At 39.5% G+C, this 19,431-nt stretch carries 17 protein-coding genes; 9 read left to right on the plus strand and 8 right to left on the minus strand.

The annotated features are described in order from the left end of the window. Position 1: 1 nt before the first annotated feature. The 3 genes from QT327_RS10920 to QT327_RS10930 all read right to left on the minus strand — a co-directional run bounded on the left by QT327_RS10920 (position 2) and on the right by QT327_RS10930 (position 4,362). Entirely contained in the window at positions 2–1,276 is a 1,275-nt protein-coding gene (locus QT327_RS10920; protein WP_289554425.1) for an adenylosuccinate synthase, read from the minus strand. A gap of 185 nt (positions 1,277–1,461) precedes the next feature. Continuing rightward, positions 1,462–1,962 (minus strand): Fur family transcriptional regulator, encoded by a 501-nt coding sequence (locus QT327_RS10925; RefSeq protein WP_013666260.1) that lies wholly within the window; start codon positions 1,960–1,962, stop codon positions 1,462–1,464. Between the two features lie 186 nt (positions 1,963–2,148). Further along, positions 2,149–4,362: a RelA/SpoT family protein gene (locus QT327_RS10930; RefSeq protein WP_013666261.1), complete on the minus strand. Its 2,214-nt coding sequence runs from the start codon at positions 4,360–4,362 to the stop codon at positions 2,149–2,151. Between the two features lie 148 nt (positions 4,363–4,510). Between QT327_RS10930 and QT327_RS10935 the strand changes: the two genes are divergently transcribed. The 4 genes from QT327_RS10935 (at position 4,511) to QT327_RS10950 (ending at position 7,827) form a co-directional block, all read left to right on the plus strand. After that, a complete protein-coding gene (locus QT327_RS10935; protein WP_013666262.1) occupies positions 4,511–5,149 on the plus strand; it encodes a DUF4294 domain-containing protein in 639 nt (212 codons plus the stop codon). After that, positions 5,149–5,634 (plus strand): glutathione peroxidase, encoded by a 486-nt coding sequence (locus QT327_RS10940; RefSeq protein ID WP_289552894.1) that lies wholly within the window; start codon positions 5,149–5,151, stop codon positions 5,632–5,634. The genes QT327_RS10935 and QT327_RS10940 overlap by 1 nt, the downstream gene beginning before the upstream one ends. A 34-nt stretch (positions 5,635–5,668) precedes the next feature. After that, the gene (gene bshB1 / locus QT327_RS10945; RefSeq protein ID WP_013666264.1) at positions 5,669–6,391 is read left to right on the plus strand and encodes a bacillithiol biosynthesis deacetylase BshB1; all 723 of its coding nucleotides are present in this window, start codon (positions 5,669–5,671) and stop codon (positions 6,389–6,391) included. Positions 6,392–6,468: 77 nt separating this feature from the next. Then, on the plus strand, positions 6,469–7,827 hold the full coding sequence (locus QT327_RS10950) for an acyl-CoA dehydrogenase family protein (RefSeq protein ID WP_289552895.1): 1,359 nt from the start codon (positions 6,469–6,471) through the stop codon (positions 7,825–7,827). Positions 7,828–7,845: 18 nt separating this feature from the next. On the opposite strand, the gene QT327_RS10955 is transcribed toward QT327_RS10950, so the two are convergent. Beyond that, entirely contained in the window at positions 7,846–8,883 is a 1,038-nt protein-coding gene (locus QT327_RS10955) for an acyl-CoA reductase (protein ID WP_289552897.1), read from the minus strand. A gap of 137 nt (positions 8,884–9,020) precedes the next feature. Between QT327_RS10955 and QT327_RS10960 the strand changes: the two genes are divergently transcribed. Continuing rightward, positions 9,021–9,374 (plus strand): 4Fe-4S dicluster domain-containing protein, encoded by a 354-nt coding sequence (locus QT327_RS10960; protein ID WP_013666267.1) that lies wholly within the window; start codon positions 9,021–9,023, stop codon positions 9,372–9,374. A gap of 59 nt (positions 9,375–9,433) precedes the next feature. Here the strand turns inward: QT327_RS10960 and QT327_RS10965 are convergent, their stop codons facing one another. Next, positions 9,434–9,925, minus strand: a complete 492-nt coding sequence (locus tag QT327_RS10965) for a universal stress protein (RefSeq protein WP_013666268.1) — start codon at positions 9,923–9,925, stop codon at positions 9,434–9,436. 127 nt (positions 9,926–10,052) lie between these two features. Here QT327_RS10965 and QT327_RS10970 point away from each other — a divergent pair, with 127 nt between their 5' ends. Further along, positions 10,053–10,838 carry a C40 family peptidase gene (locus QT327_RS10970; RefSeq protein WP_289552898.1) on the plus strand — a complete coding sequence of 262 codons (786 nt, stop codon included), beginning with the start codon at positions 10,053–10,055 and terminating at the stop codon, positions 10,836–10,838. 30 nt (positions 10,839–10,868) lie between these two features. Here the strand turns inward: QT327_RS10970 and QT327_RS10975 are convergent, their stop codons facing one another. From QT327_RS10975 to QT327_RS10985, 3 genes are all read right to left on the minus strand, one after another. Next, complete coding sequence (locus tag QT327_RS10975) at positions 10,869–12,260, minus strand: arginine decarboxylase (RefSeq protein WP_013666270.1); 1,392 nt, start codon at positions 12,258–12,260, stop codon at positions 10,869–10,871. 102 nt (positions 12,261–12,362) lie between these two features. Beyond that, the gene (gene ctlX, locus QT327_RS10980) at positions 12,363–13,286 is read right to left on the minus strand and encodes a citrulline utilization hydrolase CtlX (RefSeq protein WP_289552899.1); all 924 of its coding nucleotides are present in this window, start codon (positions 13,284–13,286) and stop codon (positions 12,363–12,365) included. Positions 13,287–13,297: 11 nt separating this feature from the next. Continuing rightward, complete coding sequence (locus QT327_RS10985; protein WP_289552900.1) at positions 13,298–14,728, minus strand: arginine deiminase family protein; 1,431 nt, start codon at positions 14,726–14,728, stop codon at positions 13,298–13,300. 159 nt (positions 14,729–14,887) lie between these two features. On the opposite strand from QT327_RS10985, the gene argS reads away from it, so the two are divergent. The 3 genes from argS (at position 14,888) to QT327_RS11000 (ending at position 19,427) form a co-directional block, all read left to right on the plus strand. Beyond that, entirely contained in the window at positions 14,888–16,657 is a 1,770-nt protein-coding gene (argS, locus tag QT327_RS10990; protein WP_289552901.1) for an arginine--tRNA ligase, read from the plus strand. Between the two features lie 71 nt (positions 16,658–16,728). Then, positions 16,729–19,023 carry a hydrogen gas-evolving membrane-bound hydrogenase subunit E gene (gene mbhE / locus QT327_RS10995; RefSeq protein ID WP_289552902.1) on the plus strand — a complete coding sequence of 765 codons (2,295 nt, stop codon included), beginning with the start codon at positions 16,729–16,731 and terminating at the stop codon, positions 19,021–19,023. Continuing rightward, positions 19,020–19,427: an MnhB domain-containing protein gene (locus QT327_RS11000; RefSeq protein WP_013666275.1), complete on the plus strand. Its 408-nt coding sequence runs from the start codon at positions 19,020–19,022 to the stop codon at positions 19,425–19,427. The genes mbhE and QT327_RS11000 overlap by 4 nt, the downstream gene beginning before the upstream one ends. Positions 19,428–19,431 lie beyond the last annotated feature (4 nt).

Genomic DNA, 19,431 nt, shown 5'->3' on the forward strand with positions numbered 1-19,431 from the left:
GTTAATCCAAAATAAGCGTTTGCATTCTATCAGGGCCTACTGATAAATATTTTATTTTGACACCTAATTGTTTTTCCAGATATTGAATATATTCCTTTAATGCTGTAGGGATTTGACCAACCGAAGTGATACCGGTAATATCCTCATTCCACCCTTTTAGGGTTTCATAAACAGGTTCAGGTTTTAACGTATTGATGTCATATGGCATGTAATCGATCTTTTCTCCATTATGTATATAGCGCGTACATACATTCACTTCTTCAAATCCACTTAATACGTCGGCCTTGGTCATCACCAATTCAGTTACACCATTCAGCTGGATCGCGTAGCGTAATGCGGGAAGGTCAATCCAGCCTGTCCGACGAGATCTACCTGTTGTGGCTCCAAATTCATGTCCGATTTGACGCAACTTTTCGCCGGTTTCATTTTCCAGCTCCGTAGGGAAGGGGCCACCACCCACCCGCGTGCAATAGGCTTTGAAAATTCCAATGACCTGACCAATATTTTTTGGCGCAACACCTAGACCGGTGCAAGCCCCGGCAGTTGTAGTATTAGAAGACGTAACGAAAGGATAGGAACCAAAATCAATATCCAATAGTGTCCCTTGAGCTCCTTCTGCCAATACCGTTTTACCATCCTTTAGATAATTATTGACCAATTGATCACTATCAACATGAGGAATAGCTTTCAGGTATTCAATAGCCTCAAAGAAAGCTTGTTCTCTTTCGTCAAAGTTGGGAATCTCACCATAATGTGAAAGGATACTTTTGTGTTTTTCGACGAGCTTTTGGTAGCGTTCTTCAAAATCGGGTAAGGTAGTATCACCCACACGTATGCCATTGCGCCCGGTTTTATCCATGTAAGTTGGTCCAATCCCTTTTAAGGTGGATCCAATTTTTCCAGCTCCCATTTTACTTTCGGAAGCGGCATCGAGTAATTGATGCGTAGGCAATATAAGGTGTGCCCTACGAGCAATCACCAATTTTCCTTCTGCAAGCGGATCGAACCCGCTTTTTTTTAAATTTTCAAGCTCTCTTTTGAGAATAATGGGATCGATAACGACGCCATTACCGATTAGATTTAACGTGTTTTTATTGAATATGCCGGAGGGAATGGTGTTCAGTACGTATTTTTGCCCGTCAAATTCCAGTGTATGTCCGGCATTCGGTCCGCCTTGAAAACGGGCAATTAAATCATACTGTGGCGTTAGGACGTCCACAATTTTACCCTTACCTTCGTCGCCCCATTGTAGGCCCAAAAGCACATCGACTTTCATCATGATTTGTTATTGTATGTCGTTTAATTAATAATTTATAGGAGAAACAAAAAAAAGGTGCTCAAAAAGAGTGTTATCTTCGAGCTAATAAAGCGTTTAATTAATAGCTCACTTCTTTGATAACAGACAGCAATTGAAATGCTTCTTTTTGAACACCTCGAAATATTGTATTATACAGTACATTGCTAAACTGAAACAACCTCTTTATTTCGGCTTTGGTTTGCTTCGGTTTTAGGGCAGCTTTCGTTACACTCACTGCAAACCCCATATAGATTTAATGAGTGATGCTTGATGTCAAACTTTAAAAGCTCTCCCATCATGCTTTGTATCTGATGAATTCTGGGGTCGCAGAATTCAACAACTTTACCGCATTCGATACAGATAATATGATCGTGTTGCTTATACCCATATGATTTTTCAAATTGGGCCATATTTTTACCGAATTGGTGTTTCGTCACCAGGTCGCAAGATACCAAAAGCTCCAATGTATTGTAAACGGTAGCTCTGCTCACTCGGTATTTTTTATTTTTCATGTGGATATACAGGGATTCCACATCAAAATGGTCGTTTCTTGAGTATATCTCTTCCAAGATGGCAAAGCGCTCAGGAGTTTTGCGCAAGCTTTTATTTTCGAGGTATGCCTCGAAAATCTTTCTGACCATACTTGTTGTTTCTGCTGTAGACATAATAATCCTTAATTATGTACAAACTTAGCTAAATTGCTTGTTATATGCAAATAACCCAAAAGTATATAAGAACTTCGCGGTTATCCTTGACATTCAGTTTATAAAGCTAGCATGTGAGCTCGTAGCCGGGAGCTATTAGGTGCTTAGTTACCAGGTGTCAGTTGTCGGTCATTTAACCCATTACCGTTATCCCTCTGAATCAAAACGTGTAATACCCGTAATGCCTTTAATCTGCTTTAGTTTTTTGATCAAGCTATCTAAGTGCTCCGTATTATTTACATACACCATGATCGATCCTTCAAAAATACCTTGATTACTGGTGATTGTAATCGATCGAATGTTGATTTTAAAATCTTGGGAAATAACCGTAGTAATCCGGTTAACCAATCCGACATCATCAATACCTACAATGCGTAAACCGGTAAGGAACGCTAATTCCTGTTGAGAGGTCCATTTGGCTTTCACGATGCGGTAACCGTAATTGGCCATTAATTTAGACGCGTTGGGGCAATTCGTGCGGTGAATTTTTATACCATCGTTAACCGTTACAAAACCGAATACATCATCTCCTGGAATAGGATTACAGCAAGCCGAAAGTGTATAATCGAGTTTCTGAAAATCATCGCCAATCAATAAGGTTTCTTTATCCTTTTTGTCTACTTTTCTAAGTAAGCCGTCAACATGTTGTTCGATTTTAGTACTGGCTCCGCTTGAAGTATCCACGGACTTTTCAGCCGTTGCAAATTCCTTCAGTTGTTTTAGGTCAATTTCACCTTTAGCTACTTTATAGAACAATTCCTGTGTAGATGGCAGCTTTAAAAACGAGCTTAATTTATTGAGATTATCGGTGTTATAGGTAATCTTAATCGATTTAAGTTTCCTTTCCAGGATTTCCTTTCCATCTTCCGCTATGCGCCGCTTTTCTTCTTTTAATGCAGATTTTATTTTTGACTTAGCCTTTGCCGTAACAACAAAATTCAGCCAATCTTCCTTGGGTGTTTGTTTATTGGAGGTGATAATCTCCACTTGATCACCATTGGAAAGCTTGTGTGAAAGGGGTACCAGTTTATGATTTACTTTCGCTCCAATACAACTTGCGCCTAAATCGGAATGTATTTCAAAAGCAAAGTCGAGAGCGGTAGCGTCTAAAGGAAGCTGAATAAGGGCCCCTTTCGGGGTAAAAATGAATATTTCATCTGAAAAGAGATTCATTTTGAAGTCATCAACAAAGTCCAAGGCATTGGATTCAGGGTTACTCAAAATATCTCTTACTTTCTGTATCCATTGATCAAGACCACTATCGGAGTTTGATTCTTTATACTTCCAATGTGCAGCAAAGCCTTTTTCTGCAATTTCATTCATCCGTTTGGTGCGGATCTGTACTTCAACCCATTGACCTTTGGGTCCCATAACGGTGGTATGCAAAGATTCATAACCGTTTGCTTTAGGTGAAGAGATCCAGTCACGCAATCGATCAGGATTAGGTCTGTATAGATCCGTGACAATGGAATAGGCTTTCCAACATTCTGCCTTTTCCATTTCCTGTGTTGTGTCAATAATAACACGGATTGCAAATAAGTCGTATACCTCCTCAAAAGGTATAGATTTTTTCCGCATCTTATTCCAAATAGAATGAATGGATTTAGGACGGCCAAAAACACTGGCTCTAATTCCCTGCTCCGTCAATATTTCCTGAATAGGGCCAATAAATTCCTGTATATAACGTTCACGTTCCGCTTTCTTCTCATTTAATTTTCTTGCAATGAACTTGTATGTATCAGGATCTGTATATTTCATGGAAAGATCTTCCAGTTCCGATTTAATAGCATACAAACCTAAACGATGGGCAAGAGGTGCATATAGATAGCTTGTTTCAGAAGCGATTTTCAGCTGCTTATCACGGGCCATGAATTCCATGGTTCGCATATTGTGCAGTCGGTCCGCTAATTTAATTAGAATCACCCGTACATCATCGGCAAGGGTAAGGAGCATCTTCCTGAAATTCTCTGCCTGTATAGAGCTATTCGGATCAAAGATTCCTGAGATTTTGGTTAAGCCATCAATAATTTTAGCTACTTTTTTGCCGAATTTGTTTTCAATTTCATCTAAAGTAATATCGGTATCTTCCACCACGTCGTGTAATAAAGCACAAACGATGGAAGTAGTACCCAGCCCAATCTCCTCTGCCGCAATTTGGGCAACAGCGATTGGATGGTAAATGTAGGGCTCTCCGGATTTCCTGCGCATATCTTTATGGTTTTCCAAGGCCATATCAAATGCCCTCCGGATCATCTGCTTGTCACCCTTTTGCAAGGTGGGCTTACAAGCTCGCAATAACGCCCGATACCGTTTTAAGATCTCTTTTTTCTCAGCCTCTAAATCAATCACTAATTCCTTCATGGTCCTCAATTTCGTAAATATCTATTCTATATGCAAAAAATTTATTTCCTACCTTTGAGATTGTAAATGTCTCGGAAGGTTTAATAAAAATTGTATTAGTCGTCAATTTTTATTTAACTTTATTGGAAGTTTAGTAAGAGCTAAATCTATGAAATTTTTACGTTTAATGTTAATTTATTTACTGCTTTTTTTTGGTAGAGAGGGCTTGGCACAGCAGGTTAATAAAGATAGTTTAGCTAATACTTCTAACAATGCCTCAAATATCACGCCAATTATGTTGCCAACAACCATTGTTGACGGTGAACGGATACCTTGGATTTTATTGAGGGAGGTCGTGATTACCGATTATCGGATTTTTAAAACACCGGCAGACAGAGCTCGATATAATCGCTTAAAGTATAATGTCTTAAAAGTACTTCCGTATGCCAAATTTGCAGAAGACCGTTATGATAAATTACAGCGCGATCTAGCGGTAACGCCCAAAAAAAAGGATCAAAAAAGGCTTATCAAAGATTGCGAGAAAGAGATTAAAGCGATGTTTAACCGAGAGATAAAAAACATGTCGGTATCTCAAGGGGAAATATTAATAAAACTTATCAATAGACAAACGGGTAATTCCAGCTACGAGCTAGTGAAAGAGCTAAGGGGTGGAGTATCTGCTTTTTTTTATCAGTCTGTGGCGAAAATATTTGGTCATAATTTAAAGAATACCTATGACCCTGACGAAGACCGCGAAATAGAAACTATTATCCGGAACTACGCCAACAACAATCGTTACTTCTATTAATGGATGCTATATACCAATTTTGTGCAATGAAGCCTGATGGCTCCGTGGTTGATTTTAACATTTATCAAGGCAAGGTTTTATTAGTCGTAAATACAGCCAGTGCTTGTGGCTTTACGCCCCAATATCAACAATTGGAAAAGCTTTATGAACGCTATAAAGATCGAGGCTTTGAAATATTGGCCTTTCCTTCAAATGACTTCGGAAGTCAGGAGCGTTTGAGTGGTATGGCATTGCAGCATTATTGTAGTATTGAGCAAAAGTTAAGTTTTTCAGTTTATGATCGTATCAAAGTGAAGGGCCATGATGCCCATCCATTGTACAAGTTTCTTGGCGATAAATTGTTGAATGGCCGAATCAATAGCAAGCCGCTGTGGAACTTTCATAAATATCTAATCGATAGAGAGGGGCGTGTTGTTGACTATTTTTATAGTTTCACGCAGCCCTTATCGAGACGCTTGATTCGGAAAATAGAACGGTTTCTGTAATAAATGCACATTAGGTAATATAAAATAATAACACGTGAAATTAGATATATTAGTAATTACTGTACATCCCGATGATGCAGAGCTGGGATGTTCGGGTACTATTTTAAAGCATGTTGCACTAGGAAAAAGGGTGGGTATAGTTGATCTGACGCGAGGCGAATTAGGTACAAGAGGCACCGTTGAGAGCAGAGCGAAGGAAGCTGCGGATTCAAGTATTATACTTGGACTGAGTGCTAGAGAGAATTTGGGCCTGCGAGATGGTTTTTTCAAAAATGAAGAGTATGAGCAACTTGAACTCATAAAAGCCATTAGAAAATATCAACCTGAGATTATCATTGGAAATGCTTTATATGACAGGCACCCTGATCATGGGAGAGCGGGTGAATTAATAACAGATGCTTGCTTTTTATCGGGACTGCGACGAATCGAAACAAAGGTAGATGAAACCTATCAGGAACCTCATCGTCCGAGGCTTCTATTGCAGCTCATCCAAGATCATTATATTAAGCCGGATATTGTTGTAGATGTGAGTGATTATTGGGATCAGAAGATTGAAAGTATTCGTGCTTTCAAATCGCAGTTTTTTAATGAAGATTATGCTGTTGAAGAGCCGCAAACCTATATATCTAATCCGGACTTCTTAAATATAATCGAAGCCCGGGCTAGAGAATATGGCAAGTATATCGGAGCTAAATACGCCGAGGGTTTTACTTGTAAGAGATTATTAGGCGTAGATAACCTCTTTAATCTGCGGTAAGCTTTATGAATGGAAGAAAGTGAGGTGTTAAACACTTTCTTCTTTATTTTGTTATCATATTCTAAAAACCTGAAAATATGTCAAATACGTTCACTAAAATAAAAGAAGCCTTTCGTTTGCTCAAGCATATTGATTTTGATCAGTTATCAAAAATCTCCCAAAAAGTTGACCTCGTTAAAGTGATGGATGGTTTTTCAAAATTAGATGACAATCAGTTGAAGGGACTTTTGAAAATGATGGACGGCGACGGGAAAAAGAAAGAGCTACCTCCGATTAATGGGGATTTTTATGAGCTAAGCGACCGATTAAGTGCAGAAGATCGTGCTTTGCAACTCCGAATACGCCAATTTATGGAACAAGAAGTAAAACCCTTGGTGAATAAATACTGGTTGCATGACGAGTTCCCATTTGAGCTGATTCCTAAATTTGGCGAACTTGGTTTGGCGGGCATTACTTATAACGGTTATGGTTGTCCGAATAAATCATTTTTAATGGAGGGTGTATTGGCCATGGAAATGGCTCGGGTAGATGCTTCCATAGCAACTTTTTTCGGGGTTCAGAGCGGCTTGGCAATGGGATCGATTTATTTGTGTGGCTCTGAAGAGCAAAAGCGAGCGTGGTTGCCGCAGATGAATAAAATGCAGAAAATAGGTGCGTTCGGCTTAACAGAGCCGGAAGTTGGTTCAGGTGCCGCCGGTGGTTTAACGACAACCTGTAAGCGAACGGTGGAGGGATGGGTGTTGAACGGGCAGAAGAAATGGATTGGAAATGCAACTTTTGCTGATCTTATTGTTATATGGGCGCGCGATTTGGATGATGGCCAGGTGAAGGGCTTTATTTTGAAAAAAGATACACCAGGCTTTTCCGTCGAAAAAATAAAAGGGAAAATGGCATTAAGAATTGTCCAAAATGGGCTAATCACTTTAAAGGACTGTGTAATTGAAGAAAAAGACCGTTTACCTCACGCTAATTCTTTTAAAGATACGGCCAATGTATTGCGTATGACCCGTGCAGGGGTGGCTTGGATGGCGGTTGGATGTGCACGTGGAGCTTATGAGAGCGCGCTCGATTACACCCGGAAAAGAAAGCAGTTTGGCAAGCCGATAGCTTCTTTTCAATTAATACAAAATCATTTAGTGGAGATGCTTTCTAATTTAACAGCTATGCAAACGCTGGTTTTTCGCCTTTCTGAGCTACAGGATGCCGGGCAATTAAAGGATGAGCACGCCTCCTTGGCAAAGGTTTTTTGCTCGTTACGAACACGTGACATCGTAGGACAGGCCCGAGAAGTGATGGGCGGGAACGGTATCCTTTTGGAGCATGATGTGGCTCGTTTCGTTGCCGATGCTGAAGCGATCTACTCATATGAAGGAACCAAAGAAATTAACTCCCTTATTGTTGGGAGGGCGATTACCGGAATGAGCGCGTTCGTATAGTGCTTTATTTTTTCATCCCTATTTGTTGCTCAATAAAAAAGCTAAAGTATTAACACCATCAGCATAATCGTCCAATGCAGGCTCCTGACTTTTACCTAAAGAAAAGGATGGCGCAATGGTGGTCAATTTTCTGTTAGTTACAATACATTGGATTTCTTCATTTCTTTCATTTAATTGTGCGGTTAAACTTTCTATATCATTATAGTGTTCGTAATAAGCTACAGCTAATGGAGATGCTAAGCGTTGATCCTCTTTAAGCAACAGGAAGCCATTATCGTAATGCTTGTCGCCATTTACCAAATAAATTGACTTATTATAGTCGTAGTTGTTATGGTATTTATGATGATTGATAACCGTACTAAAGGTTTCGATAGCCTCAAAGAAGTAACTGATTTCATAATTTTTAGGAAAATAAAGTTTAGAAACATTTCTACACCCTAAGCCGTAATAGTCGAAGAGGTCGTAGCCGATATTTGACAGTTCGGCTTTTGTTTCATCACCCCAAATAACAGCTACGCTATTTCTGTTTTTTCTAATAATGTGAGGTACATTCTTGAAATAGTATTCGAAATAGCGAGCGGTATTATTACTTCCTGTTGCAATAATCATGTCAAAACGCTGAAGTCTGTCTACCAAACTAATGTGTTGTTTAAATGCCGGTTCAAATTCAATTAACTTGTCCAATAGATGTGGAATCAAGTACTTATCGTCAGAAGACAGTTTTATTTGAACTTTAAAACCTGCTATTAACGCTGTTAATATATCATGAAAGCCTACCAAAGGTATATTCCCTGCGAGAACCAGTCCCACCGTTTTTCCGGACATGGGATCGATGTCAGGCAAGTAAGGTTGTATCCAGTCGGCTAAGACCGGTTTAACCAGCGTTTTGGCAATAGCATGGAGTGCCTTTTTTGTATTAGCCGGTGTAAACCAACTGTTATGATATCCTGCTTGTTCGATGATTGCGTGTAAGCTATCTGACGCCGTTTCCATATAGTTGCCCAGTGCAGAAAAGGCGGCGATGCGTTGATGGCTTGTCAAATTGTGATTCTTCAAAGTGGAAAAACTTTTTAAATGTTATATTTGCAATAAAAATACTACCATGTTTGACAAAAAACTACTAAATTTGTAGATTATTGTTGAAAAAGTAATATTTGCAAAAATAAAGTATAAACGGATTTTTTAAGAAGATAATGGCAATTAAAATTACTGATGAGTGTATTAACTGCGGAGCTTGTGAACCGGAATGCCCTAATAATGCGATATACGATGCAGGTATGGCATGGCGTTTTTCCGATGGTACCGAGCTGCACGGAGTAATTGATTTTGGAGATGGGACCACATTGGATGCTGATGAAGCTCAGGAAGCTTTATCAGATGAAATCTATTATATAGTATCAGATAAGTGTACGGAATGTGTGGGTTTTCATGATGAGCCGCAATGTGCGGCTGTGTGTCCGGTAGATTGTTGTGTAGATGACGAGGATGTTCGTGAAACCCAGGAAGAATTACTGGCTAAAAAGGCTTGGTTGCACGCCGAAGGCTAGTGACAAGCGAAGAAGAGCAGGTAACCATTTGTTAGCTGCTCTTCCTCATAAATGAGTTCTTAATGATCGTCGTCCTTATAAGGAACGATCACTACAGGGCAAATCGCGTGTCTTGCCACTCCTTCAGAGACACTTCCTGAGATAAAATGATCGAATCCTGTTCTTCCATGAGTCCCGAGCACTATTAAGTCTGCCTGCCACTCATTAGCGGCTTCCAATATCTCCTTTCTCGGTTGACCCAACTTACTAATTTTTGTCACATGCTGTTCGCCATTCGGCCAAAGCGAGGCTAATCTATTTAATAAATCTGTTGATGCTTGCTCTTGCACCTCGTTAATTTCAGGTATATAAACCGGGTTGACACCCATGATTGGATCGACAGCCCCATAAGTACTGCTTGTTGGCGGATCGATGACATGTACCAGGGCTACCTCACCGTTGAAAGCTTGGGCTAAGTGATAACCATAGCGAACCGCTTTTTCAGAGTATTTACTGTCTTCAACAGCGATTAAAATACGCTGTGTCCTTATTGTTAATGATGAATCTATCATAATCGCTTTGTGTTGTTAACATATAACATTTGAGATAGATGAAAGTTTTGGTGTTTATGTGTGCAAAACCGATTGTATTGTAAAGGCATTTTATCTAAGTTTGCATATACAATGATTTGTGTGTACCATGGTGTATGGAATTTGTAATTTACCCGTCATACCGGTACGGGCTGAAGGCGGCAATAAAAGCGAAATTGTTTCTCAATTACTGTTTGGTGAAGTCTTTGAAGTTTTAGAAAAAAAAGACGAGTACCTATATGTTAAAATGGGATACGATGATTACGAAGGGTGGATTGACGGGAGGCAGCAAGTTTCGCTGTCAGCGAAAGACTTTAACGCTATACAAAATGAAGAACAGCCGATAGCAGACTTATCTACCCATGCGATGCTACTAAAGTTGGGTAAGGAGGAAAGCCTTCACTTGTTGCCTGGCAGCACGTTGCCTTTTTTGGACAACGATAGCTTCCGTATTAATGATACTGATTACCTCTTTCTGGGGCTATCTCGATTACCCGATTTGGAAGATTTTGAACAAGAAGCAGAAGATGTGCTTAGATTTTATCTGAACGCACCTTATCTTTGGGGCGGCAGATCCGTCTTTGGAATTGATTGTTCAGGATATGTCCAATTATTTTATAAGCATTTTGGTGTTCGCCTAAAAAGAGATGCCTGGCAGCAGGCAGAACAAGGAAAGACTGTCGACTTCCTTCAGGAAGGAAGATTAGGAGATCTGGCTTTTTTTGATAATGACGAAGGAAAGATTATCCACGTAGGGATATTATTAAATGAGTCTGAGATTATCCACGCATCCGGAAGAGTAAAAATTGATCAGATTGATAATACCGGGATATTTTCAAGAGAATCAAACAAGTATACACATCGACTCAGAATTGTTAAAAGAATTATAAATTAGCCGGCTTATTTTCCAGCTAATTTATAATGATTAATGATAACCTAATATTTTTAGTACTTGCTTAGAGTTTTGTTCTTCTCCAAAGACTTCAAAATTGAACGTTTCATCACGATTGCGACGAATGATCACATGTTTGGGAGAAGGGAGCAAACAATGATGTATCCCGCCGTAACCGCTTAATACCTCTTGGTAAGCACCTGTATGAAAGAAGCCCAAATATTGTACTTTTCGGGTTCTTGGCATAAACACATTATTCATATGTGCTTCCTGATTATAATAGTCCTGTCCGTCACAAGTAATACCACCTAAATTGACGCGTTCGTATTCCGAATCCCAATTATTGATCGGCAAAAGAATGTATTTCTGATTTAATGCCCAAACATCAGGCAAGTTTGTAATGAAAGAACCATCGAGCATCAGCCATTTTTCGCGGTCATTTTGCTGCTTTCTTCCTAACACTTTATAAAGGATGCCTGAGGCTTCGGCCACCGTATACTTGCCAAATTCAGTGATGATATCCGGCTCCATTACCTCATGCAATGCGCATATTTCTTTGATCCGATTAACGATTTCGTTAACCATGTATTCATAATCAAAGTCGTGTACCAATGAATCTTTAAAAGGCATACCGCCTCCAATATCTAAGGTATCTAAATCGGGATTTATTTTCTTAAACTTGCAGTAAAGTGTTACATACTTTTCGAGCTCGTTCCAATAATAAGGCGTGTCAGAAATACCGGAATTGATAAAGAAATGCAACAACTTGACTTTGAAATTCGGGTTATGAACAATTTTATTGTTGTAAAAATCAAGAATGTCCTCCATCCGGACTCCCAATCTAGACGTATAAAATTGCGAGTCGGGCTGTTCTTCGGCTGCAATTCGGATACCAAGGTTACAAGGCTCGTCTAATTCAACTTCGTCATCATAAAGGTTGAACTCCTCCTTGTTGTCCAACACGGGTATGATGTTTTTAAACCCATCGTGCAACATATCTACAATATATTGCTTATACTGGAAAGTTTTAAAACCGTTGCAAATCACTGTAATATCTTTCGATACAACTCCCTTTTTTTCCAAGGCATCGATCATCGGCATATCGAAAGCAGAAGATGTTTCCAGGTGAATGTCATTTTTAAGGGCTTCTTCCACAACGTGTCTAAAATGCGAGCTCTTTGTACAATAGCAATACTTATAAGATCCTCGATAGTTGTTTTTCAGAATAGCAGTTTGAAAGAGAATTTTCGCCTGTTGGATTTTTTTACTGATAATGGGAAGGTAGGTAAACCTTAGAGGGGTACCATATGTCTCTATCATTTCCATCAAGTTTAAATCATGAAAATAGAGCTCATCATCAATGATGTCAAATCCGTCTTGCGGAAAACCAACACTTAGGTCAAGAAATTCCTGATAGCTTTGCATTTATCTTAGTTAAAATTTTTGCAAAAATGTAATTTTAAATCGATATATAGCATCAGATTTTTATAAAATTGATGTCAAGAAAATAAGAAGTCTATTAGCTTGTTAAATAAGGCTTTTTTTAGGAGGTAAAAATATTTCGGCCATCATGCATCGAGCGCTTCCCCCACCATTCTTTTCAATCACATCAAGGGGGGAATAAAGCAACTGTGCATATTTTTCCAGACATTTCAACTGTTTTTTATTCAGTGACAAATAAGCTTGTTCAGACATGATTAACAGTGACTCATTGTATTTGTTTTTTATTTGCAGCATATTACCTGCGAAATGCTCCATTTGGTCGAGCGATATGCCAATAATTTCTTTCTCCGTCTGTGCCAAGCTTTTTATCACCTGAGCCCTTTGATCAAGCGATTTTATCGCTTCTTCACAAACTACTGCGAAGTTATTGCCTATACACATCATAACATTGGTATGGTAGATAGCGAAGCCGTGTTTATCCACGGCATCGAATATTAATGGCATGTAATGCATTTGTTTGCAAAATTCATATAAAGCGTCCGTCGAACTTCTTGGAGATGCGCACATATATGCAATATGATGATGCCGATCAAGTACCATGCTGCCCGTGCCCTCAAGAAAGAGGTGCTTATGCTCAAAGTGTGTGAGGTCAATCGTATTCTTTATTTCATAAATATTCGAAAGCATGTCAATAATATCCTGTCTTCTTTCTTTTCTGCGGTTCTCGGCGAACATTGGATAAAGTATAACAGAGCCATCTTCGTGAAAAGATATCCAATTGTTTGGAAAGATGGAGTCGGGCGTAAATGTTTCCCGTGTATCTTCAATTACCTGTACGTCCACACCGTTTTTCTCCAATAAGGAAACCATTCTTTCAAATTGAGCTAAGGCAAGCGTATGTACATCAGCGTTTGGTGTAGCTTGCTGAAACTTGTTGTTTACGGCCGTTTCTTCATTATAATTGAAGTTTACGGGTCTAATCATCATAATCTGGCTGGTAAGGCTCATAGGAAAGTGTTTTAGTGGATGTCATCTCGTAGCAAAGGCAGGCTCATGCAATGAAAGCCGCCGCGGGCCCTTGACAATTCCGCCGAAGGTAAGAGGATAAGCGTGTTTTCTATCTGATTAATATGGAGGATATCAAGTTCCAACTCTTCTATGACTTTGGCAACCTCCTTAACCTGAAAACCTTTCTCTAAAAAGGCTTGAATAGTTTTATCATTTCGGTCGTAACCTAATACCACACCTTCCTTCAAAGCAAGTAAATTACAAGAGTCTGTCCATTGTTCGCGCGCGTCAAAAGGGAAGACGTTGTTTCCACTATAGATAAATTGCGTTTTTTCCGTACTGTTTAAGTCGTTTCTACTTATATCATCCAAAAGTTCTTCCAATGATGGAAAACGTCTTGTTTTCAGGGTTTTATCGCTATAAAACTGAATGATTTCCGCTGTTTGCTGTTCAGGTTCCGTAAAGAAATCGAGTGGCTCTTCGTCCTTACTTGGGGTAGGTTTAGCCACGGATGCCAGAACAGCCCATACATTACGTTTTACTTGTGTGAAAATCGTATCAATATGCATAAAGTCGCGTTTTGCAGGGATCTTAATGACCGTTACCTTTTCTACTACTTTATGTTTAAAAAACAACTTAATAGCTTCATTGGCACCATGTGGAGATGTCCGTTCGCTACAGCCAATAAGGACGTGATTAGAACTAACCACCATTACATCGCCGCCCTCCAATGTGGCGCGCTTTTCTTCGTCTTCACCGGGACGAAGAAAATGTTGTATAGGGTCGGGAATTTCAAGGATAGTCTCCTGAAAGTCTTTAAATATAGAATGGTTGAAGAATATATACCGCATGATCATGCTTTCACGGCCCCGCGCTTTTTTGGCGGGCTTATTGAGCAAAATAAAACGGTTAATAACGATGCCTAGATCACGGGTGAAGATAAGATTGGGGATGGGAGCAAAAATCATATGTTCGTCGTCTAGTGATCCGGACAGAATAATTTTGGCTAATTTAATAGGGTCTTTTTTTGACAAGAGTTGCTGCAATCGGTAATTACAGCCTTCGATGGCGCAGACTGCTGCGACAAGATTAGTTCTAACATTGTGATCTTCCAATATGTCTGCCAACAGTGATTGTACTTCAATCACTTTGTCGGAGCGATGGAATGCTTTCGCATCCGGTTTAAAGAATGCACGGTCTTGTTCCGGTGTATCAATATGTTTTAGCTTTCCTTTTATTTTTTGAGCGTCTAAAAAGTACAATAATAACTTTATATAATAGTCGTATTCTCCTTTTCGTAAAGTGTTTAAATGGACAATGTCTTCAAAAAGCCAGTCTTGGGCTTTAGAGGGCACGACTTGTCCCAATCCACTGTCGGGACTATGAACAAGTAATTTGCGAAGCGTGCCAATTTCTGAATTGACGTTAATGAGCGGTTTCATGTGTGGTTTATATTACTAGGTATTATAGTTTGACCCGGTGGGTGTTCATAACCGATAGACTCCAAAATGCATCAGCATATCGGGATATGCTATGCATTGCTGCAAATTAGCGTTTATTTTTTAAATATAAAATTCCGATATTTTCTCTAAGTTTGGCGCATGAATTTTATTGCATCATTAACATTTCAAGCTATAAAAGATTTATATCAAGTAAAAGTTGATGAAAAATCAGTTAACTTACAGGAAACCAGAAAAGAATTTGAAGGACAAGTCACTATTGTAACCTTTCCATTCACCAAATATTCTAAAAAGTCACCCGAGCAGACAGGAAGCGAAATCGGTGATTACTTGGTTGCCCACGCCGCTGAAATAGCTTCATATAACGTGATCAAGGGATTCTTGAATTTAAGTTTGACGGATAGTTTTTGGCTTCAGCTTCTGGATACAGAAATTTCAAAACCGGATTTTGGAGAAATTCCGAAAAACGGAAAACGTGTAATGGTAGAGTATTCTTCGCCAAACACAAATAAGCCGCTTCATTTAGGGCATGTGCGTAATAACTTACTTGGTTTTTCGGTTGCAGCCATTCTTGAGGCGGCCGGCTATGAGGTTATAAAGACTAATTTGGTTAATGATCGGGGTATTCACATCTGCAAGTCGATGCTTGCCTGGGAGAAGTACGGCAAAGGAGAAACACCTGAATCGGCCGGACTAAAGGGTGACAAGTTGGTTGGCAATTATTATGTGCTTTTTGACAAGGAATACAAAAAGGAAGTGGATTTGCTGAAGGCGGCGGGAAAAAGTGAAGAAGAGGCAAAGAGAGAAGCTCCCTTAATGTTGCAAGCACAAGAGATGCTTCGTCAATGGGAAGCCGGAGATGATGAAGTAATAGATTTGTGGAAACGAATGAACAGCTGGGTTTATGATGGGTTTGAAGAAACCTATGAAAAGATGGGGATAACATTTGATAAAGTTTATTATGAATCGAACACATACCTTTTAGGAAAAGATATTATCGAAGAGGGTTTATCTAAAGGTGTATTTTTTAGAAAAGAAGATAATTCTGTTTGGATTGATTTAACGGCCGATGGCCTTGATCAAAAACTTGTTTTGCGTGGAGATGGTACCTCCGTTTACATTACACAGGATCTGGGTACCGCTCAGTTAAAATACGATGATTATCGTATGGACAACTCCATTTATGTGGTTGGCAACGAGCAAGATTATCATTTTAAAGTGCTCTTTTTGATTTTGAAGAAGCTAGGTAAATCGTGGGCCGAAGGTCTTTATCATCTTTCGTATGGCATGGTAGATTTGCCTTCAGGAAAGATGAAGTCGAGAGAAGGGACCGTGGTGGACGCTGATGATTTAATGGCGGAAATGATTGATACGGCGAAGCTAAGGACTGAAGAGCTGGGAAAAGTGGATGATTTCTCGGAGGAGGAGAAGGGGGGGCTGTATGAAATGATTGGTTTGGGTGCCTTGAAGTACTTTCTTCTAAAGGTGGAGCCAAAAAAGCGCTTGCTATTTGATCCCAATGAGTCCATCGATTTTCAGGGGCACACCGGACCTTTTATTCAATATACACATGCACGTATAAAATCGGTTTTAACAAAGGGCAACTATGGAACTACTCCTTTTAGCGTGCAGCCAATGAGTTTGGAAGCATCTGAGCGGGACTTGATTAAAGAATTAGCGAAATTTACGGACATTGTTAAAGGCGCTGCGGCGGATTATAGCCCTGCAGTGATAGCCAATTATGTCTATGAAGTTGCCAAACTTTATAATAAATTCTATCACGAGGTGTCTATCCTAAAAGCGGAAGAGAAGAGCTTAAAAGAATTTAGGCTCAACCTATCAGCAGCAACGGCAACCGTCATACAAAAAGCGATGAGGTTACTTGGAATTCAGGTCCCCGAGCGTATGTAGGGACTAATTTGTGTTTAGGGACTAACAAAATGGCTTGTCTGCTGTTGTTATGTTAGTCCCTTATATACAATATGGCCCTAATTTTATCATTAATCATTGTTTTAAGCTTTATATTCTTATTCTTTTATAAGTATCAGCCTGCAATTCCGGGTGCTTTAGGTACATTAGGTGTCTTTGGTGTATTTATTTACCTGTGCACGTATATCCAACCTGTAATTCAAGGAGAGAAAGTAATTGAGGCAGTTTCTTGGGTGCCTGAATTAAAGGTTGATATAGGTTTTTACTTGGATGGCCTAAGCTTATTCTTTGCTTTACTCATCAGCCTTTTTGGTGCTTTTATTCTTTTGTATTCCATTGAGTATATGAAAGGGAAGCCCAAAGCCAATCGTTTCTTCTTTTATCTATTCATATTCCTGGCATCGATGCTAGGGCTGGTTCTCGCAGATCACGTTATTCTACTTTATGTTTTTTGGGAGATGACGAGTATATCGTCTTATTTTTTAATTAGTTATAATAATCATAAAAAAAAAGCAAGAAGAGCCGCTTTACAAGCCTTACTGATTACCAATTTAGGTGGTCTTGCTCTATTTGTCGGGTTGTTACTACTCGGTCATCAATGCGGAAGTTTTCATTTATCGGCGATTATCCAAAATGGACAGACTTTGGCAGGAATGAGTACGATCATACTGCTTATTCTAATAGGGTGTTTTACTAAGTCGGCCCAATTTCCCTTTCATTTTTGGCTCCCTAATGCCATGGCAGCGCCGAGCCCTGTTAGTGCATATCTTCATTCGGCGACCATGGTTAAGGCTGGGGTTTTTCTTGTAATGCGTCTGAATCCGGTTTTTTCAACCGATATCATGTGGCAAGTCAGTTTGCTGGCCATTGGATCAATTACTATGGTATTGGGAGCGATCAAGGCAGTGAAAGCCTTTGACCTAAAAAGCATCTTGGCATCTATAACCATCAGTACCCTTGGGGTATTGATGGCCTTGATTGGTGTTGGTAGTGACTTAGCCTTGCAAGGGGCTTTACTTTACCTGGCAGTACATGCACTTTACAAAGCCGCTTTATTCCTCGTTGCCGGCAACGTAGATAGGCAAACGGGAACAAGAGATTTGAGAAAGCTGTCCGGTTTATATCGAAATATGCCTTTTACCACATGTGCTGCCTTGTTGGCCGGCTTAGCTTTCGCCGGTTTGCCACCGGTCTTGGGTTTTGTTGTAAAGGAGAAGCTATATGAAGCTTTATTGGGAGGTGAAGAGTATCTGTATTGGTTTCTGATCGTTTTTATTATTACAAATGCGATTTATTTTATGTTAGCAGTGAAATTAACCTATGATCTTTTTTTCGGTAAGTCGGTTTTATCGCAAGCTGTTAAAGAAGTATCTGTTATAATGTGGGGTCCTCCTGTTTTCCTGTCGCTGATGGGACTCTTGTTTGGTATAGGGGGCGCTCATTTTGAGTCGTTTTTTACAGTTGCCGCTGAGACAACCATGAACAAGCGTGGCGCTCGGGAAATCGATTTGTCATTATGGCACGGATTTAATACCGCTTTTATATTGAGTGGTATAACCTGGTTAATAGGATTGGCCTTTTATGTAGGAGAGAGCAAGTTTAGGAGATTGGCGGAGATAACAAAATTGTTTTCTTTGGATCATGCATACCGATCTATTTTACATCATTTGCAATCCTTCACCTATGTAGTAACTCGTTTTTTTCAGCATGGCTTTTTGACGCGGTATTTAAAGGTGATATTCGTTGTCCCTATTGTCATGCTGAGTTGGATCTACATGGAGGGGAAACTTTTTTCGGAAATTCATTTCGACAATTGGAAAAGTTCATTCTCAGAGGTTTATGCCTTTTTTCCTTTACTTCTTATTTTTACAGGCACGTTGTTTATTTTAAGAACCTCTTCCCGTTTGCGTATCCTGGTTTGTTTGAGCCTCGTGGGATATGGAATCGCTTTATTTTATGCTGTTTTTAGTGCTCCTGATGTCTCCATGACGCAATTTTTAGTTGAGACGATCACGTTGGTGATTTTTACGATCGTATTGAACCGAATGCCGAAAAGTGCCAGCTTTCCCTTAGAGCCAAGAAAAGTATTGATTGCGGGTGTTTCCATTGCTTTTGGCATTATCATAACATGTATACTCATCAGCGTACAGCAATACCCGTTAAATCCTGCACTTAAAGATTTTTATATTCAGCATAGTGTTCCCAGAGGCCATGGAGAAAATGTTGTAAATGTCATGCTGGTTGATTTTAGGGCTTTTGATACGTTTGGAGAAATGGTTGTATTGAGTATGACTGCGCTTGGTGTTGTTGCACTAATTAATTTAAAATCGAAGGAGGACAAGTTATGAAGACTGCGATATTGCAAGCTGCCGTTAAAGTACTTATGCCCATCTTTCTCGTGTATTCGCTATATCTTCTATTCCGAGGGCATGACAGTCCGGGAGGTGGCTTTATTGCGGCTTTGGTATTATCGATCGGATTAATTTTTCATATGATTGCTTTTGGCGTGCCGGAAACGCAACAAACCTATAAGATTGATACAATGATTTTAACGGGAATAGGGTTGTTGCTTAGCTTTTCGTCCGCCATTTTGTCAATGATTTTCGGTGAAGGTTTTTTTTATGCGCTATGGAGCGATATCACTGTAAAGGGGATAGGCACAATAAGTTCAGTTCTTTTATTTGATATTGGCGTTTATATGGCTGTCACCGGGGCGATATTAAAAATTGCTTTTGCCATTTTTAACAGATAGGTTT

Origin of the sequence: Olivibacter sp. 47 (assembly GCF_030372825.1) — a bacterium.
Lineage (GTDB): Bacteria > Bacteroidota > Bacteroidia > Sphingobacteriales > Sphingobacteriaceae > Olivibacter > Olivibacter oleidegradans.

What these genes read in the sequence shown, in the direction of transcription:
- QT327_RS10920 (WP_289554425.1), bottom strand. Translation starts at nt 1,276, where the DNA reads ATGAAAGTCGATGTGCTTTTGGGCCTACAATGGGGCGACGAAGGTAAG.
- QT327_RS10925 (WP_013666260.1), bottom strand. Translation starts at nt 1,962, where the DNA reads ATGTCTACAGCAGAAACAACAAGTATGGTCAGAAAGATTTTCGAGGCA.
- QT327_RS10930 (WP_013666261.1), bottom strand. Translation starts at nt 4,362, where the DNA reads ATGAAGGAATTAGTGATTGATTTAGAGGCTGAGAAAAAAGAGATCTTA.
- QT327_RS10935 (WP_013666262.1), top strand. Translation starts at nt 4,511, where the DNA reads ATGAAATTTTTACGTTTAATGTTAATTTATTTACTGCTTTTTTTTGGT.
- QT327_RS10940 (WP_289552894.1), top strand. Translation starts at nt 5,149, where the DNA reads ATGGATGCTATATACCAATTTTGTGCAATGAAGCCTGATGGCTCCGTG.
- QT327_RS10950 (WP_289552895.1), top strand. Translation starts at nt 6,469, where the DNA reads ATGTCAAATACGTTCACTAAAATAAAAGAAGCCTTTCGTTTGCTCAAG.
- QT327_RS10960 (WP_013666267.1), top strand. Translation starts at nt 9,021, where the DNA reads ATGGCAATTAAAATTACTGATGAGTGTATTAACTGCGGAGCTTGTGAA.
- QT327_RS10965 (WP_013666268.1), bottom strand. Translation starts at nt 9,925, where the DNA reads ATGATAGATTCATCATTAACAATAAGGACACAGCGTATTTTAATCGCT.
- QT327_RS10970 (WP_289552898.1), top strand. Translation starts at nt 10,053, where the DNA reads ATGGTGTATGGAATTTGTAATTTACCCGTCATACCGGTACGGGCTGAA.
- QT327_RS10975 (WP_013666270.1), bottom strand. Translation starts at nt 12,260, where the DNA reads ATGCAAAGCTATCAGGAATTTCTTGACCTAAGTGTTGGTTTTCCGCAA.
- ctlX (WP_289552899.1), bottom strand. Translation starts at nt 13,286, where the DNA reads ATGAGCCTTACCAGCCAGATTATGATGATTAGACCCGTAAACTTCAAT.
- QT327_RS10985 (WP_289552900.1), bottom strand. Translation starts at nt 14,728, where the DNA reads ATGAAACCGCTCATTAACGTCAATTCAGAAATTGGCACGCTTCGCAAA.
- argS (WP_289552901.1), top strand. Translation starts at nt 14,888, where the DNA reads ATGAATTTTATTGCATCATTAACATTTCAAGCTATAAAAGATTTATAT.
- mbhE (WP_289552902.1), top strand. Translation starts at nt 16,729, where the DNA reads ATGGCCCTAATTTTATCATTAATCATTGTTTTAAGCTTTATATTCTTA.
- QT327_RS11000 (WP_013666275.1), top strand. Translation starts at nt 19,020, where the DNA reads ATGAAGACTGCGATATTGCAAGCTGCCGTTAAAGTACTTATGCCCATC.